Source organism: Streptomyces sp. DSM 116793 (assembly GCF_057320905.1).
Map to the genome: position 1 here is coordinate 2,276,538 of NZ_CM170494.1, position 14,925 is coordinate 2,291,462.

11 protein-coding genes are annotated in these 14,925 nt (G+C 74.6%); 5 read left to right on the top strand and 6 right to left on the bottom strand.

The features are described 5' to 3' along the window. Positions 1-115: 115 nt before the first annotated feature. On the top strand, positions 116-715 hold the full coding sequence (locus ACSMXW_RS09460; RefSeq protein ID WP_485805187.1) for a TetR/AcrR family transcriptional regulator: 600 nt from the start codon (positions 116-118) through the stop codon (positions 713-715). A 289-nt stretch (positions 716-1,004) separates the two neighbouring features. Here ACSMXW_RS09460 and ACSMXW_RS09465 read toward each other — a convergent pair whose 3' ends face one another. From ACSMXW_RS09465 to ACSMXW_RS09480, 4 genes are all read right to left on the bottom strand, one after another. Next, positions 1,005-1,268, bottom strand: coding sequence for a hypothetical protein (locus ACSMXW_RS09465; RefSeq protein ID WP_485805189.1), 264 nt, complete (start codon positions 1,266-1,268; stop codon positions 1,005-1,007). A 377-nt stretch (positions 1,269-1,645) separates the two neighbouring features. Then, positions 1,646-3,937 carry a 4-alpha-glucanotransferase gene (gene malQ / locus ACSMXW_RS09470; protein WP_485805191.1) on the bottom strand — a complete coding sequence of 764 codons (2,292 nt, stop codon included), beginning with the start codon at positions 3,935-3,937 and terminating at the stop codon, positions 1,646-1,648. After that, a complete protein-coding gene (locus tag ACSMXW_RS09475) occupies positions 3,938-4,324 on the bottom strand; it encodes a hypothetical protein (protein WP_485805192.1) in 387 nt (128 codons plus the stop codon). Between the two features lie 409 nt (positions 4,325-4,733). Beyond that, a complete protein-coding gene (locus tag ACSMXW_RS09480) occupies positions 4,734-5,270 on the bottom strand; it encodes an HNH endonuclease (protein ID WP_485805194.1) in 537 nt (178 codons plus the stop codon). A gap of 358 nt (positions 5,271-5,628) precedes the next feature. Between ACSMXW_RS09480 and ACSMXW_RS09485 the strand changes: the two genes are divergently transcribed. From ACSMXW_RS09485 to ACSMXW_RS09495, 3 genes are all read left to right on the top strand, one after another. Further along, complete coding sequence (locus tag ACSMXW_RS09485) at positions 5,629-6,702, top strand: mechanosensitive ion channel family protein (protein ID WP_485805196.1); 1,074 nt, start codon at positions 5,629-5,631, stop codon at positions 6,700-6,702. Between the two features lie 731 nt (positions 6,703-7,433). Next, entirely contained in the window at positions 7,434-8,849 is a 1,416-nt protein-coding gene (locus tag ACSMXW_RS09490) for a phenylacetate--CoA ligase family protein (RefSeq protein ID WP_485805198.1), read from the top strand. Continuing rightward, the gene (locus ACSMXW_RS09495) at positions 8,846-9,733 is read left to right on the top strand and encodes a hypothetical protein (protein WP_485805199.1); all 888 of its coding nucleotides are present in this window, start codon (positions 8,846-8,848) and stop codon (positions 9,731-9,733) included. The genes ACSMXW_RS09490 and ACSMXW_RS09495 overlap by 4 nt, the downstream gene beginning before the upstream one ends. A 55-nt stretch (positions 9,734-9,788) precedes the next feature. Here ACSMXW_RS09495 and lanM read toward each other — a convergent pair whose 3' ends face one another. Together lanM and ACSMXW_RS09505 are read right to left on the bottom strand one after the other, a co-directional pair. Continuing rightward, positions 9,789-13,103 carry a type 2 lanthipeptide synthetase LanM gene (lanM, locus tag ACSMXW_RS09500; RefSeq protein ID WP_485805201.1) on the bottom strand — a complete coding sequence of 1,105 codons (3,315 nt, stop codon included), beginning with the start codon at positions 13,101-13,103 and terminating at the stop codon, positions 9,789-9,791. Between the two features lie 68 nt (positions 13,104-13,171). Further along, a complete protein-coding gene (locus ACSMXW_RS09505; RefSeq protein ID WP_485805202.1) occupies positions 13,172-13,351 on the bottom strand; it encodes a hypothetical protein in 180 nt (59 codons plus the stop codon). A 351-nt stretch (positions 13,352-13,702) separates the two neighbouring features. Here ACSMXW_RS09505 and ACSMXW_RS09510 point away from each other — a divergent pair, with 351 nt between their 5' ends. Continuing rightward, the gene (locus tag ACSMXW_RS09510) at positions 13,703-14,917 is read left to right on the top strand and encodes an ROK family transcriptional regulator (RefSeq protein ID WP_485805204.1); all 1,215 of its coding nucleotides are present in this window, start codon (positions 13,703-13,705) and stop codon (positions 14,915-14,917) included. The last annotated feature ends 8 nt before the right edge of the window (positions 14,918-14,925 follow it).

Sequence of the window (14,925 nt, forward strand, 5' to 3'; positions counted from 1 at the left end):
GTCGGACACCCGCGGGTCGGACACTCGTTGGCCAACGATCGTTTGCCAACAGCTGTTGACCAACGTAGAACCGCACCCATGGACTGTCAACAAGCGTTGGCCTACAGTTGTTGGCATGGCTTGGAACGAACGCCCCCCGCGCCCCCGCCGCTCGGACGCCACCCGCACCGCGATCCTCGCGGCGGCCCGGGAGCGCTTTGCGTCCGACGGCTACGAGCGCGCCACGATCCGGGCGATCGCCAGGGACGCGGGCATCGACCCGTCGATGGTGATGCGGTACTACGGCAGCAAGGAGGGGCTGTTCGCGTCCGCCGTGGAGTTCGACCTGCGGATGCCGGACCTGACGGCCATCCCGCCGGACGGCGTCGGCCGGGCGCTCGTCCGGCACTTCCTGAGCGTCTGGGAGGAGGCCGAGGTGCTGAAGGCGCTGCTGCGGGTGGGCGTCACCAACGCCGCGGGCGCCGAGCGCACCCAGGAGATCTTCAAGGAGCAGTTGCTGCCGGTGGCGCGGTCGGTCTGCCCCGACCCGGCCGAGGCCCCGCTCCGCGCCTCGCTGGTCGCCGCGCAGATCCTGGGCATGGCGCTGACCCGGTATGTGCTGTGCTTCCCGCCCGCGGTCGCGATGAGCCACGAGGACGTCGTGCACTGGCTGGCGCCCACCGTCCAGCGCTACCTCACCGAGGAGGCGCCCGCGGCGGCTCCGGGAGCGGGCTGAGCGGGGCGGACCACGGCGGGGGCGGGTGCGTGGCCGGAACGGGTACGCACCCGGAACGGGCCGGCGGCCGGCTCCGAGCCGGGGTGGCCGAGGGCGGCGCGGGACGGGGCGGGCCGCTCCGGACGGCGGAGCGGCGGGGCGGCGGCCTTTGGCGGAAGCCCGTCCCGTTCCGGCACCGGACACGCCGAAGGCGCCGCCCGGTCGGTTGCGCGAGCGGCGCCCTCGAGTGCCGGCGTCCGTCAGCGGAGCCGGCGTCGTCAGCGGCCGGTCAGCTCTGCTTCTGGGCCGGTCAGCTCTGCTTCTGGCTCTTGCGGGGCTTGCTGCCCAGCATCACCAGACCGGCGATGATCAGGAAGATCACGATCGGCGTGAAGACGAAGAGGCCGAGGGTCTCGGCCACCGAGAGGCCGGGGCCCGGGTCGTCGCCGTCGTCGCGGGTCAACGCGAGCGCGGGGGACGTGAGGAACAGGGTCGTCAGCGTCGTGGCGGCGGCGAGGACACCGGCGCGCAGCGCGTAGGGGCGCCGGGCCTGCTGGGCGTTTTTCTTCTCCACGCTGCCCAACGTAGCGAACGCCTGTCGGGGCCGCGCGCCCGGGGTCCCGTAACGGCAGGCGGGAAGCGGTCCCCGGCGCGGCGGCGGGGCGCACGGGGGTCCCCGAAGGGCCGGCCGGCGCCGCCCTGCGGGACGGGGCGGCGTCGCCCTGCGGGACGGGGCGGCGTCGCCCTGCGGGACCGGCCGGCGTCGCCCTGCGGGACCGGCCGGCGTCGCCCTGCGGGACCGGCCGGCGTCGCCCTGCGGGACCGTTCGGCGTCCGCCCCGCGGGACCGGCCGGCGGCACCGTACGGGACCGATCGGCGGGCGGGTCGGCGCTCGCCGGACACGACCGTTCAGCTCGCCGCACGACCGTTCAACGCGCCGTACACGACCGTTCAGCGCTCGCCGCGCACCACCTTCAGAAGCGCGTGCAGCCGGCGCGAGGCGGTGAGCTGCTCCAGGGTGACGGGGCGGCCGTCGGCGTCCGCGATCGGCAGTCGCCAGTTCGGGTACTCGCGCCAGGTGCCGGGCAGGTTCTGCGGGCGCCGGTCGCCGATCATGTCGGGCAGCCAGACGCCGATCAGCCGGGCCGGGGTACTCAGCAGGAAGCGGTGCACCGCACGGATCCGCTCCTCGTCCCCGGCGAACTGGAAGTCCTCGGCGGCCCCGGTCCCGCCGTACATGCCCGTCGCCACCCCGCCCGACGTGCCGTCCTCGAGCAGCCCGAGACGGCCCAGCAGCTCCAGCCACTCCGCCGTCTCCTCGGCGGCCGCGGCCTGCTCCTCGGCGAGCGGGCGGGTCAGCAGGCCGAGGCTGTCGCGCAGGGCGACGTGCTCGCCGGTGAGCCGGGCCGAGGTGGGCGGCAGGTCATGGGTGGTGGCCGCGGCCAGGCAGTCGCGGCGCCACCGCCCGGGGGGCAGCGGCTTCCCGTCGCCCTCCCAGTCGCGTTCGAACCAGAGCACGGACGTGCCCAGCACCCCGTGCCCGCGCAGCGTGCGGCGCACTCCGGGGGCGACGGTGCCGAGGTCCTCCCCGATCACCAGGGCACCCGCGCGGTGGGCCTCCAGCGACAGCACGGCGAGCATCGCCTCCGCGTCGTAGTGGACGTAGGTGCCCTCGGTGGGCGCCTTGCCCTCGGGCACCCACCAGAGCCGGAAGAGCCCCATCACATGGTCGATGCGCAGCCCGCCGGCGTGCCGGAACATGGCGCGCAGCAGCGCGCGGAACGGCGCGTAGCCACAGGCGGCGAGCCGGTCGGGGCGCCAGGGGGGCAGCCCCCAGTCCTGACCACGGGCGTTGAACGCGTCCGGAGGGGCGCCGACCGACATCCCGGGCGCCAGGTTCTCCTGCTGGGCCCAGGCGTCGGAGCCGTTCGGATGGACGCCCACGGCCAGGTCGTGCACCAGGCCCACCGGCATGCCGGCGGCGCGTGCGGCGCCCTGGGCGGCGGCGAGCTGGCAGTCCGCGAGCCAGGCGAGGCGGCTGTGGAAGTCGACGCGGTCCAACAGCTCCACGCGCGCGCGTGCCGTCTCCGCGGAGCGCGGGTCCCGCAGGTCCCCGGGCCAGTCGTGCCAGTCGGGGCCGTGCACGTCGGCGAGCGCGCTCCAGGTGGCGTGGTCCTCCAGGGGCCGGCCGGCGGAGGCGAGGAAGTCGTTGTAGGCGGCGCGGCGCCCGGGGCTGAGGGGCACGCGTGCGATGAGCAGTTCCAGGGCGCGGCGCTTGAGCGCCCAGACCGCGTCGCGGTCGATCAGGGCGCCGTCGTGCAGGACCGCGCCGCGCAGCGCCGCGGCGCGGTCCAGGAGGTCGGCGGCCTCGGTGCGGTCCTTGAGGTCGAGATAGGCGTACTCGGGGATCTCCTCCACGCGCAGGTGGACGGGGTCCGCGACGTACCGGCTGGAGGGGCGGTACGGCGAGGGGTCGGTGGGCACCCCGGGCACGGCCGCGTGCAGCGGGTTGACCTGTACGAAACCGCTGCCCATCACATGGCCGGCCCAGGCCGCGAGCTCCGCGAGGTCGCCCAGGTCGCCCATGCCCCAGGAGCGCTCGGAGAGGAGTGAGTACAGCTGGAGGAGCAGGCCGTGCACCCGTTCGGCGCCGGGCTCCGGCATCCGCTCCGGGGCGACCACGAGATGCACGCGGGCCCCCCGGCCGTCCGGCGCGGCGGCCGTGAGGGCGTGCACGCCCGGGGGGAGCGGGGGCGGGGCCTCGTCGTGCGGGGTGTCCCGGGGGCGCCCCGTGCCCGCGGGGTCCCCCGTGCCCCCGGCGTCCCCTGCCCCCGTGATGGCCCCGCGCGGGCTCGCGCCGGCCGCCGTCCAGCTGGTGGCCCCGCGCGGGCCCGAGCGGACCGCCGTGGCGTCCCCGGCGGCCGGTCCTGCGGGGGTCGTCCAGGTGTGCGTGTCACCGCGTTCCGTCTCGATGCTCAGCCGGGTCCCGTCCGGCAGGCCGTCCAGGGCGGTGGGGGCGGCGCGCCCCTGCCACCAGACGATCGTCGGTGGCAGCAGCCGTTCGGCGAGTTCCGTCTCGCGGGCCGTCAGGGCCTCCTCGACCGCCTCTGGGCTGCCGGCGTCCACGTCCAGTGCCGCCAGGGCCGCGACCACGGCGGCGTCCGGGACACGGACCGTCCGGCCCGGTGCGGGCGAGTACGAGGTGGCGACGCCGTACAGGTCGGCGAGCCGGAACAGGGACATCTACTCCACCGAGGGATCCGTGCCCGCGGCCGTGCCGGTGGCGGTGGGCTCGCTGGTCAGGGGGGCGGCGTCGGCGAGCGGGGGCTCGCTGGTGAGCGGTGCCGCGTCGGCCAGCGGCGGCTCGCTGGTCAGGGGCGGCTCGGTGTCCGCGCTCTCCGCGCTGAAGGCCCCGGAGTCGTCCGGGGCGGGGCCGGGCTCGGGCACGGCGGCCAGCAGCTTGGCGGGCACGCCGATGACGGCCGGTGCCTGGCGGCCGTAGGCGGGGTCGGGACGGTACGTGCCGTGCGGGCCGGCCGCGGCGGGTGCCGCGGAAGCCTTGTCAGGGCGGTCCGTACCGTCCGGGCGTTTGGAGGGAGCCGAGGGCAGAAGGTGCGCCGTTGCGGCCACGGGGGCCTCCTTGTCAGGGGCGTCAGGTCTGGTCGAGGCAGCCCCTACCCAGCGGGCCCATGCACAGACATCCTGCGCCTCTCAACGTGTTCTTGGTCACATTCTGACGCAGAGGGGGTGCGCGATCCAGCAGCCACGGTGCAGTGCCGCGCCGGGGCGCGGGGAACTGCGCGGGCAGCCCGCCACCGGCCGGCGGTCCGGCTGCGACGGAGACACCCCCTCTGGCCGGTGACGACCGGCGACTCCGATCGCTGCCGGTCGCGCCGTCCCCCCGCCCCCGCGAAGCGGGGGCTGCGCCCCGACAGGGGCGTGAGGAACCGCGCCCGCGACCCACCACCGGCCGGCGGTCGCCCCGTTTCGGGCGCTTCGGGCGCCTTCAAGGGGGCGAGGACGACGAAGGCCCGGATCCTCAGGCGGATATGCCGTCGATCCGGGCCATGGCGTCGTCCGCGCCGTACGGCTGCAAGTAGGGCAGCCAGCGCGGATCCCTATGCCCGGTGCCGATGATGCGCCAGGCCAGGCCGGTGGGTGGCGCCGGCTTGTGCCGCAGCCGCCAGCCCAGCTCCATCAGGTGACGGTCCGCCTTGACGTGGTTACAGCGGCGGCAGGAAGCGACCACGTTGTCCCAGACGTGCTTGCCGCCGCGGCTGCGCGGGATGACGTGGTCGACGCTGGTGGCGACGCCACCGCAGTACATGCAGCGGCCGCCGTCGCGGGCGAACAGGGCACGACGGGTCAGCGGAACGGGCCCCCGGTAGGGGACCCGGACGAACCTCTTCAGCCGCACCACGCTGGGCGCGGGCACGGTGACGGTGGCGCTGTGCATGAAGGCGCCGGATTCCTCAAGAGAAACTGCCTTGTTCTCAAGGACGAGGACGAGCGCGCGGCGGAGCGGTACGACACCGAGGGGCTCGTACGACGCGTTGAGGACCAGGACATGCGGCACGGATGCCTCCTTGTACGCCGGCGGCGCGTGGCTCGCGCCGGGACGATCTGATTCAGTCTCCCCTCATGCCTGGTCGTAGCGCCAGCATGAACCGGTAACGGGCTGGAAGTGTTTTCCACCACATGACCTTCATCCCCAGGTGAACACAGTCTCTCCCTCGAACATCACGACGATGCACACACAATGCCCCGTTAGTGTGGTTGCGGTCCCGTACGGTGCGGACGTCGGTGATCATGGGGTTGGTGGCGGCCGTGCTGCTCACAGCGCTGCCGGGGCCCGCCCGAGTGCACTCGGCAGTGCTCGCCGCGCCACCGTTCCCGCGGACCGCCGCACACATGTCCGTCACGGAGGTACCGCAGTGTTCGTGTCCGTCCTGCCCGTCCAGGCTCCGCCGAGCCCGGCCTCCGAGCCGCACACGCTCCAGGACGCCCACAAGAGGGTCACGCTCACCGCGGACTGGTTCGAGCAGAACTGGTCCACCTGGCTCGGCATCGGCCTGCGGATCCTGCTGATCATCGTGATAGCGGTGGTGCTGCGGACGCTCATCCGCCGCACCATCACCCGGCTCATCGATCGGATGAACCGCACGGCGCAGGTCGTGGACGGCACGGCGCTCGGCGGGCTGCTCGTCAACGCCGAGCGGCGCAGACAGCGCTCGCAGGCGATCGGCTCGGTGCTCCGGTCGGTGGCGTCGTTCCTGGTCCTCGGCACCGCCGCGCTGATGATCCTCTCGGCATTCAAGATCAACCTGGCCCCGCTGCTGGCGTCGGCCGGGGTGGCGGGCGTCGCGATCGGCTTCGGCGCCCGCAATCTGGTCACGGACTTCCTCTCCGGCGTCTTCATGATCCTGGAGGACCAGTACGGCGTCGGGGACACCGTCGACGCGGGCGTGGCCTCGGGCGAGGTCATCGAGGTGGGCCTCAGGGTCACCAAGCTCCGCGGTGACGACGGCGAGATCTGGTACGTGCGCAACGGCGAGGTCAAGCGGATCGGCAACCTCAGCCAGGGCTGGGCCACCGCGCGCGTGGACGTCACGGTGCGCCCCGAGGAGGACCTGGACGCGGTCCGCGCCACCCTCGTCGAGGTGGGCCGGGGCCTCGCGGCCGAGGAGCCGTGGAACGAGCGCCTGTGGGGCCCCGTGGAGGTGCTGGGCCTCGACAGCGTGCTGCTGGACTCGATGGTGGTGCACGTCTCGGCGAAGACCATGCCGGGGCAGTCCGTGGCCGTCGAACGCGAACTGCGCTGGCGCATCAAGCAGGCCTTCGACCGGGCCGGCATCCAGATCATCGGCCAGGTGCCCGCGCAGGCGGACGACCAGGCGCCGGCGCCCGACCCCGCGGCGAACGTGGCGCCGCCGTCCGCCCACGCCACCACCGCCGACCCCCTCACCCCCGCCCCGAACCCCGCACCGCGCCAGCCGGGCACCAAGTAGGCACGCCGGGTGCGCGCCTACCAAGTAGGCACGCCGCGTGCGCGCCCGGGGCACGCGTGCACCGGCGCGGGAGAACCACTTCCACCGTCGAATTCACCGTTCCGGGCAGCCCTGCGGAAGTGACCCCGTGACTTCCGCATGTGTACTCGGCATGGGAGAAGCGGAATGCGATTCTCGGCCTCCGGATTTCCGTGGCGGTTTCCACGGAAAGCGGATGAGGTCGTACCGGCGGTCGCCCGACCGCCGGCCGGAGAAGTGGAATTCCGTCTCCACCGCTTCCTGCTGCCGCTTTGGGTGAGCCCCGCACCGCGCCGGCACCGCCGCCGCGCGTCGCGCGACCGTCACGGTGTCGACGCAGGTAGCACGCATGAGGGCCGTTCCGGCCGCGGGCACATTACATGAATGCGGCATTCCGTCCACGCGCCCGTCCCGCGCCGGGCGGCACCGTTCTACGCACCTGACGGAGAAAACGCCAACGCCCCGACGCATACAGCATTGACACCCCAGGAGCGCCGTTTCAGCATGGCGGCGTCCACGGATCCGTGGACGCCGCCGACAAGGAGGTCGATCCGATGCGGTCCATCGTTTCCACGCTGAAGCACACGAAATACATCATGGGCTCCATGGCCGCCGTTCTGTTCTCCAACTGCATCAGCTGATGTGCCGCCGGGGTGGGCCAGGCCCGCCCCGGCAGTCGTCTGCTCACCAGGGTCCGACAGCGGGAGGGGCACGTGTTCGACACAGGCATCCGTCAGGTGCGGCTCGCCCTGGCGACCGTCCTCGGCCGACCGGTCAGTGTGCGTTCCGCGGAGAGGCTGGTCGCGGACGCGCTGGCCACGATGTCCGAGTTCGGAGCACCGGGCGAGGACGTCGAGCAGGTGCTGCGCGGGCCCGCGGCCGATCCGGCCATCCGGGAGGAACTGACCGTCAAGGCGCTGCGGCGCACCGCGCAGCGGCTGACGGACAGGTCCGCCTTCTACGCCGAGCACTTCGCGGCCGCCGGGGCCGACCCCTCCGCCCTGACCCCGGGGAACGTCTCCGCCATCCCCGTCACCACCAAGACCGACCTCGTCAAGCGCCCCGCCGACTTCGTCTGTGGGGAACCGTTCCTCGCCTCGCGCACCACGGGCACCACCCAGGAGCCCCTGGAGATCTGGTACTCGCGGTACGAGGAGCGGCTGTGGCCGGCCCTCGTCTCCCTCTCCCAGGTACTGCGCGGCACCCTCCGCACCACCGACCTGACGCAGGTCAACGTCAGTTCCCGGGCGACCGGGACCGCCTACTCCGAGATGCAGGTGGCGCGGCTGTCCGGGGCGGCGATCCGCATGGTCGGTCTCGTGCCTCCCGAGGAGACGCTGCGGCTGATGACCGGAACGGGTCCTTCCGCCCCCACCCTCATGACGACCTATCCGAGCTACCTCGGCCAACTCGTCCACCTCGCCCGCGAACGCGGCCTCGGGCCCCGGGACTTCAGGCTGCGCGCCATCAACGTCGGCAGTGAGGTCCTCTCCCCCGCCCTCGCCGCCGCGGCACGGGAGACCTTCGGCGCGCGCGTCCACGACCTCTACGGCATGACGGAGATCACGCCCGTGTCGGCGGCGACCTGCAGCAGGCGGCACCTGCACTTCGAGGCGGGCACCGGGCTGGTGGAGGTCGCCGACCTGCGCACCGGCGCCCCCGCCACGCCCGGCGCCCTGGGCACGGTCGTCGCGACGCCGTTCTACCCGTACCGGGAGTGCATGCCGGTCTTCCGGTACGACACCCGGGACGTGGTGCGCCGGCTCCCCGGGGGATCCCTCGACTGCGAGATGGCCGACACCCCGGCGACCTCGCAGATCCTCGGGAAGGCCGACCACGTCCTGACGGCCGGTGGGAGCACCGTCACCCCCCGCCAGATCATCGAAGTCCTCGACGCCCTGCCCGGCGCCCGCTGGCCCGTCCGGTACCGGGCGAGCGTGCGCGCGGGGCGGCTGCACATCGAACTGCCGGCCTCGCAGGTCGCCGGCTGGGACCGCGCCGATCTCGCCGACCGGCTGCGCGCGGCGGGGCTCGACGCCACCGTGGGGATCAGCGATGTCGACCCGCACCGGTTGCGCCGCTACCGCTGCGATCTGCTGGAGACCAGCTTCGCGAGGAGTGCCGCATGAGCCTCGGGCAGAGCGCCTTCTTCGTCCTCGTCACCCTGGGCCTGTCCACCGGGGCCGCGCTCGCCGCCGTGGGCCTCTTCGCCCGCACCGCACTGCCACGGCCCGCCATCGGCGTGTTCAACGGCAGGGACGTCCTGGTCATGATGGGCTTCGTCGTCGCCCTGCCGTTCCTGTACCTCGCCCTGCCCGGCTGGCTGCTGCCGCTGGTCCTGGCCGGCACCCTCGCGGTCGGCCTCGACGTCGTGTACGGGGCGGTGCTGCCGCGTCCGGTGGCGCGCAGGCTGCTGATCGCGGCTCTGCTCGCCGCGGACTGGGTCACGGCACGGTCCGCGGCCCAGGATCCCACGCACGCCACCGGGTACTGGCTCGTCAACAGCGCCCTCACCATACTGATGGCCGTGGGGGCGGCCAACCTCAACGCCCAGGGCGGCCTCAGACTGCGCCACGTCTCCCTGTTCGCGGTGGGACTCGGTGGCTACGACGCCTTCTTCGCCACCGTCGTCCCCCTGACCCGGCGTCTGCTCGACGCCGTGCAGGGCTACGCCTTCGCTCCCTCCGCGGGCCTGCGCGCGGGCGGCCTCGGCGCCGTGGTCGGCATGGGCGACCTGCTCGTGTACGCCCTGTACAGCACGGTCGCCCACAAGGCGTACGGGCGGCGCGGCCTGTTCCTCGCGCTCGGTCTCGTGGCGGTCTTCGGCGGGCTGCTGCCTCCGCTCACCCCCGTGGTCACGCACGCACTGACCGGGCACCGACCGGCACTGGTACCGGCTCAGATCTACTTCGGTCCCGCTGCCTTCGCCGGCTACCTCGCCCTGCGCAGAAGCGGCGCGGAGCGCCGCATGGCCGACCTGCGCCCACCCACCCGGCGGGTCACCGCGGTGTGACCGTCGGGACCCGCGCGCCTTCGGGCCGCCTCCGTCCGCCGCGCGCCACGCGAGGTCACCGGGGCGGGTGGAGGGCCAGCACGGAGGGGGTGGTGTCCGGCGCGGCCAGGCGGAGCAGTCCGTAGCCGATCCCGGCGACCCCGACCATCAGGGAGGGGCTGTGCACTCCGTGCGGCATGCCGCACACCCAGCCCCGCTCCTCCAGGCCGTCGAGGGTCGCAGCGGCCTGCCGCAGCGCGGCGTCCCGCGCGGCGCCACCCGCCAGCAGCAGTGCCTCCAGGTTGCCCAGATCGCCGTGGCACAGGGAGAAGTTGTCCCCGAAGCCCGCGCGCTCCACCGTGGCCAGGGCCGCGGTGTGCTCCTCGCGCAGCCGCGGGTGGTCGAGCGTGCCGAGCAGCTCCCCGCGTGCGAGGGCGATGCCCCCGGCTCCGTGGCACCACAGCACGGGGTAGGACGGGCCCTGCGGTGAGCCGTCGTCGCGCACGTCGCGCCAGTTGGCGGCGTCCGCGTCGAAGAGGGTGTGCTCGTAGTCCAGGGCCGCACACGCGAGGGCGGACAGCCGCTCGTCGCCGAGCAGGGCGGCCGCCCTGCTGAGCGCCCAGGCGATGCCCGAGGCGCCGTGGGCGAATCCGGCCAGTGGCCGGCCCGCCGTGTCGGCCGGCGAACGGGGCAGCCAGCCGACCCCGCCGTCTGGCTGGGGCCCGGCCTGGTCCACGAGCCGTTCGGCGCAGCGCGCGAGGGCGTCGGTCACGGCGCCGGCGGGGCGTACCGCCGCCCAGGCGGCCAGGCCGGCGATGGTGCCCGCACAGCCGTCGATGATGTCGAAGAAGGCGTCGTCGTCCGCGGTGCCGGCCGCCCGGGCCACGACGGCGGCGGCGAGGGCGTCCAGTTCGGCGTCGGGACGGTGGGCGGCCAGGTGGGCGAGGGTGTAGAGGATGCCTCCGGTACCGGTCAGGCCGCCGGTGAGGCGGTCGGCGCGGCGCTGGATCTGCAGGCGGAGGGTGACGCCGGTGGCCTGGGCGGCGCTTCGGTGCGCCGGGTCGCCGGTGAGGCGCGCGAGGTGGTGGAGGAAGAGGGTGATGCCGGCGGTGCCGCTGTAGAGGCCCGGGCCGAGTGCCGCCGGGGCCCATCGGCCCGGCGGCGTCCAGTTGGGGCCGATCCAGGCGAGGTCGGCCGGCCCGCGGTACGCCTCGCGCAGCAGGTGGTCGGCGGCCCGGGCGGCCGCGGTCAGGGCGCGGGTACGCAGAGCGGCGGGGTCCTGCGTGCCGGGGGCCGGGCGGGGGGCGGGGGCGGCCGGGGCGTGCCGCGGTTCGCTCGCGCCGGCGGCGGTGGTCACCGACAGGCGCAGCAGCCGGCGCTGGCGGGCCAGGTCGCGGGGCCCGAGGGCGTCGAGCCCCGCCAGCGCGGCGTCGAGTGCGCACCGGTCGGTGACGGCGGGGATCAAGGCGCCGGTTGAGGAGTGGGCGTCGACGCTGTCGGGGCGCACGGTGAACAGCGGGATGTCGTTGTCGCACAGGTCGGCGCGTTCGTGGACGAGGAAGGCCTCGGCGCTCTCCTCCCAGGCCGCCAGGGCCCACAGCCGGTCCAGGTGGCGGTCCTGGTCGAGGGCGTCGCGCAGCAGGTCGGGGTGGTGGGCCGCGGTCAGCAGGCTGTGGTATTCGAGGGTGTCGCGGCGCAGCAGCCGGGTGTGGTCGGCGGCGAAGGCCCGCAGCCGGCGGCGCACGCCCGGCTTGTCGCGGGCCATGAGGGTGTAGGCCTCGGTGAACCCGGCGTCCAGGTCGTCGGCGAAGTCGGCCGGGTTCAGCGGCCGGTCGGGCGGGACGGGGCGGCTGGCGGCGGCGTCGACGGGCATCGGCCGGTAGACGATGTGCATCCGGTCGGTGCCGCCCTCGGCGACCTGGGGGACGGTGCGGGGTGGCAGCCGCGCGGGATCCCAGCCCAGGGCCGACAGGTCGGTGCCGCCGTTGCCGTTCTCGTCCCACATGCGCTGGGGCAGCAGGCCCGAGCGCAGGACCGAGTGGGTGGCGTCGTGACGTGCGAGGCGTTCGGAGGGGGAGAGTGCCTTCGCGGGTTCGCGCAGGTCGGGCTGGAACAGTGCCTCCAGGTCGACCAGGACGGGCTGGTCGCCGGCGGCGATGAGGTTCTGCGCGTGGCAGTCGACGGCCTCCAGCACGTACAGCAGTGCGGCCAGGACGCCGGCGCGGTGGTAGAAGGCGCGCAGCTCGGCGTCGGTGCGACAGGGCCGGGCCGCCACGTGGGCCGTCCAGCCGTAGCCGTCGCGCGGGAGGTGGGTCACCTCGAGCAGGGGCAGGCGCAGCCGCGGGTTGAGCCAGCGCAGCAGGTCCGAGAAGTGCCGGTCGACGTCGGTCGGGCGGGGCTTGTAGACGAGGTGGGTGCCGCCACGGAAGCGCAGCGCGGTGACCGTGGCGCCGCCGCGGTGGGCGTCGCCCAGGCCGGTGCGGATCTCGACGAGGGGGCCCAGCGGAGCACCCGCGGCGAATTTGCGGGAGAGGGCGGGCAGGTCGGCGGCCAGCCGGCGCACGAACGTGAGGTGGGTGTCGGTCCACTGGCCGGCGGCCACCGTCAGCCGGCGGGCCAGCACCGGGTACTCGGCCAGCAGCGCGAGCGCCCGGGCCGGGTCGGCCAGTTGGCGCAGGAAGTCACGGTAGCGGTCCTGCGGGGTGTCCCCGGTCAGCCGGCCCGTGAGTCGGGCCGCGTGCAGTTCCACGATCAGGGTGCGCAACGCCATGGCGTGTGCGGAGGCGGTGAGGGACGGGACCAGGTGTGCGGTGATCTCGTCGGGCGTGCCCAGCGGCGTGGGCCCGAGGTCCGCGATGCCCTGCCGCAGCCGGTCGCGGGCCGCGGCCAGCAGCGGGGCGACGAGGGTGGCGAAGGCGTCCTCGTCGGGAATGGCCAACGCGGCGGGCGAGGGGCGGGCGAAGGCTCCGGCCAGGTGCCGCGCCCAGGGTTCGGGGGCGCCGAGCCGGTCGGCCAGGGCGTCGGGGGGCTCCGTCAGCAGCCCGCGCAGCAGGTGCGGGTCCAGTCCGTCGGCGGCCAGCCGGCGTTCGAACCAGCCGTCCTGGTCGAAGGGCCGCTGGGCCCGCCAGCGGGCCAGCGTGCGGTCGGCGCGCGGGCCGAGGGAGTCATCGGTGGCCGAAGCCCGGCCCCTGCGGCTGAGAGGCACGGCGCGGGCGGCGGCCAGGAGCAGCGGCGAGGTGTCCGGGGACCGCGGCGAGGTGTCCGGCGACGGCGGCGAGGTGTCCGGCGACGGCGGCGAGGTGTCCGGAGACGGCGGCGCCGCGTCCACCGGCTGGGACGTGCCCGGGGGCACCGGCGCCGCGTCCACCGCCGGCTGGGATGCGTCCACCACGGAAAGCCCCCCGTACGGGTGCGCTGGAGCCGCGCCCCGGCCGGGGCGCGGCCGGTGTGTCCGGCGTGTCAGAAGCTGCAGAGGGTTCGGCAACTGCTGAACGACTCACAGGTGTTGGCCGCCTGGCCTGCGGACACGTACACCTCGCCCGCCGGGTCACCGGCGGGATGGGCCTGGAGTTCCTGCGCGAGCCCCAGCCGGAAGTCCTCGTCCTTGAGTGCACGGACCTGCTCTTCCGTGGTCAGCACGGCGCCTCCCCGAATTCGGTTCGAGTTTCGCACGGTCGGTCGGACGGCTCATCATGACAGCGGGTGTCGGCGCCGCACCAGAGCGCGGCGGGTGCGCGGCGGCCGATGGGTGATGCCGCCTCTCCCCCTCCGGGAGCGGAGGGCCGGCCCACGGAGACCGAACGCGGGTGCCGCTCCGGAAGGATGGAGCCGCACCGCACCGAGGTAACGACTTGGTTGCCGCCGTCACGTGCGCTCTTGACGGTCCTTCGGGCCACCCCTACCTTGATCCGCCAATAGGAAACTTTCCTAACAAAGCTCGGAGGGTGCCGCACCAGGCCCCGGCGGGGCGCGAGGGGCGGGTGTCGTGTGATGGCAGGTTCCACGGGAACCCCCGGCACCCCGAGCGTGCTGCGCGCCATGAACGACCGCGCCGCCCTCGATCTGCTGCTCGCCCACGGCCCGCTGTCCCGCACCAGGATCGGCAACCTGACCGGCCTGTCCAAGCCCACCGCCTCCCAGCTGCTGGCCCGCCTGGAGGCCGCCGGCCTGGTCCTCGCCACCGGCACCAGCGAGGGCCGGCCGGGCCCCAACGCCCAGCTGTACGCCGTCAACCCGGCCGCCGCGTACGCCGCGGGCCTCGACGTCACCCCGGACCGCATCATCGCCGCGGTCGCCGACATCACCGGCACGACGGTCGGCCGCCACGAGCTGCGCACCCCGGGCCGGCATCCGGGGACCCCCGTCGTCCGGCAGGTCACCGAGGCCGTCGACAAGGCGGCCAAGGCGGCCGGCCTGACCCGCGGCGACCTGCACCGGGTGGTGATCGGCACGCCGGGCGCGTTCGACCCGAACACCGGACGGCTGCGCTACGCCTCGCACCTGCCCGGCTGGCACTCCCCCGCGCTGCTGGACGAGCTGGCCGCCGCACTGCCGATGCCCCTGGAGTACGAGAACGACGTCAATCTGGCGGCCATCGCCGAGCAGCGCCTCGGCGCGGCCCGCGGCCACGAGGACTTCGTCCTGCTGTGGAACGAGGAGGGCCTCGGCGCCGCGCTCGTCATCGGCGGCCGGCTGCACCGCGGCTTCCGCGGCGGCGCGGGCGAGGTCGGCTTCCTGCCGGTGCCCGGCGCGCCCCTGGTACGGCAGGTGACCCGGGCCAACAGCGGCGGCTACCAGGAGCTGGCCGGCTCCCAGGTGGTGCCGGGCCTGGCCCGCGAGGTGGGCGTCTCACCGGTGCCGCAAGGGCCGTACGCCCAGGTGGCGGCCGAGCTGATCGGGGCGGCCGCGGCCCGCCGGGAAGGCCCCCGGCTGCGGCTGCTGACGACCTATGCGACGGCCCTCGCCACCGGCCTCGCCTCCCTGGTGTCGGTGCTCGACCCCGAACTCGTCGTGCTCAGCGGCGCCCTGTTCACCGCCGGCGGCGAAGCGCTGCGGGAGCTGGTCCAGGCCGAGCTGGACGAGCTGGCCGCCTCACGGCCCCGGCTCGTGGTGGGCGAGGTGACGGAGCACCCGGTGCTGCGCGGCGCCCTGGAGAGTGCGCTCGCCGCCACCCGTGACGAGGTCTTCGACACCTCTCGCCGCTGACCCGTCCC

What these genes read in the sequence shown, in the direction of transcription:
- ACSMXW_RS09460 (WP_485805187.1), top strand. Translation starts at nt 116, where the DNA reads ATGGCTTGGAACGAACGCCCCCCGCGCCCCCGCCGCTCGGACGCCACC.
- malQ (WP_485805191.1), bottom strand. Translation starts at nt 3,937, where the DNA reads ATGTCCCTGTTCCGGCTCGCCGACCTGTACGGCGTCGCCACCTCGTAC.
- ACSMXW_RS09495 (WP_485805199.1), top strand. Translation starts at nt 8,846, where the DNA reads ATGAGCCTCGGGCAGAGCGCCTTCTTCGTCCTCGTCACCCTGGGCCTG.
- ACSMXW_RS09510 (WP_485805204.1), top strand. Translation starts at nt 13,703, where the DNA reads ATGGCAGGTTCCACGGGAACCCCCGGCACCCCGAGCGTGCTGCGCGCC.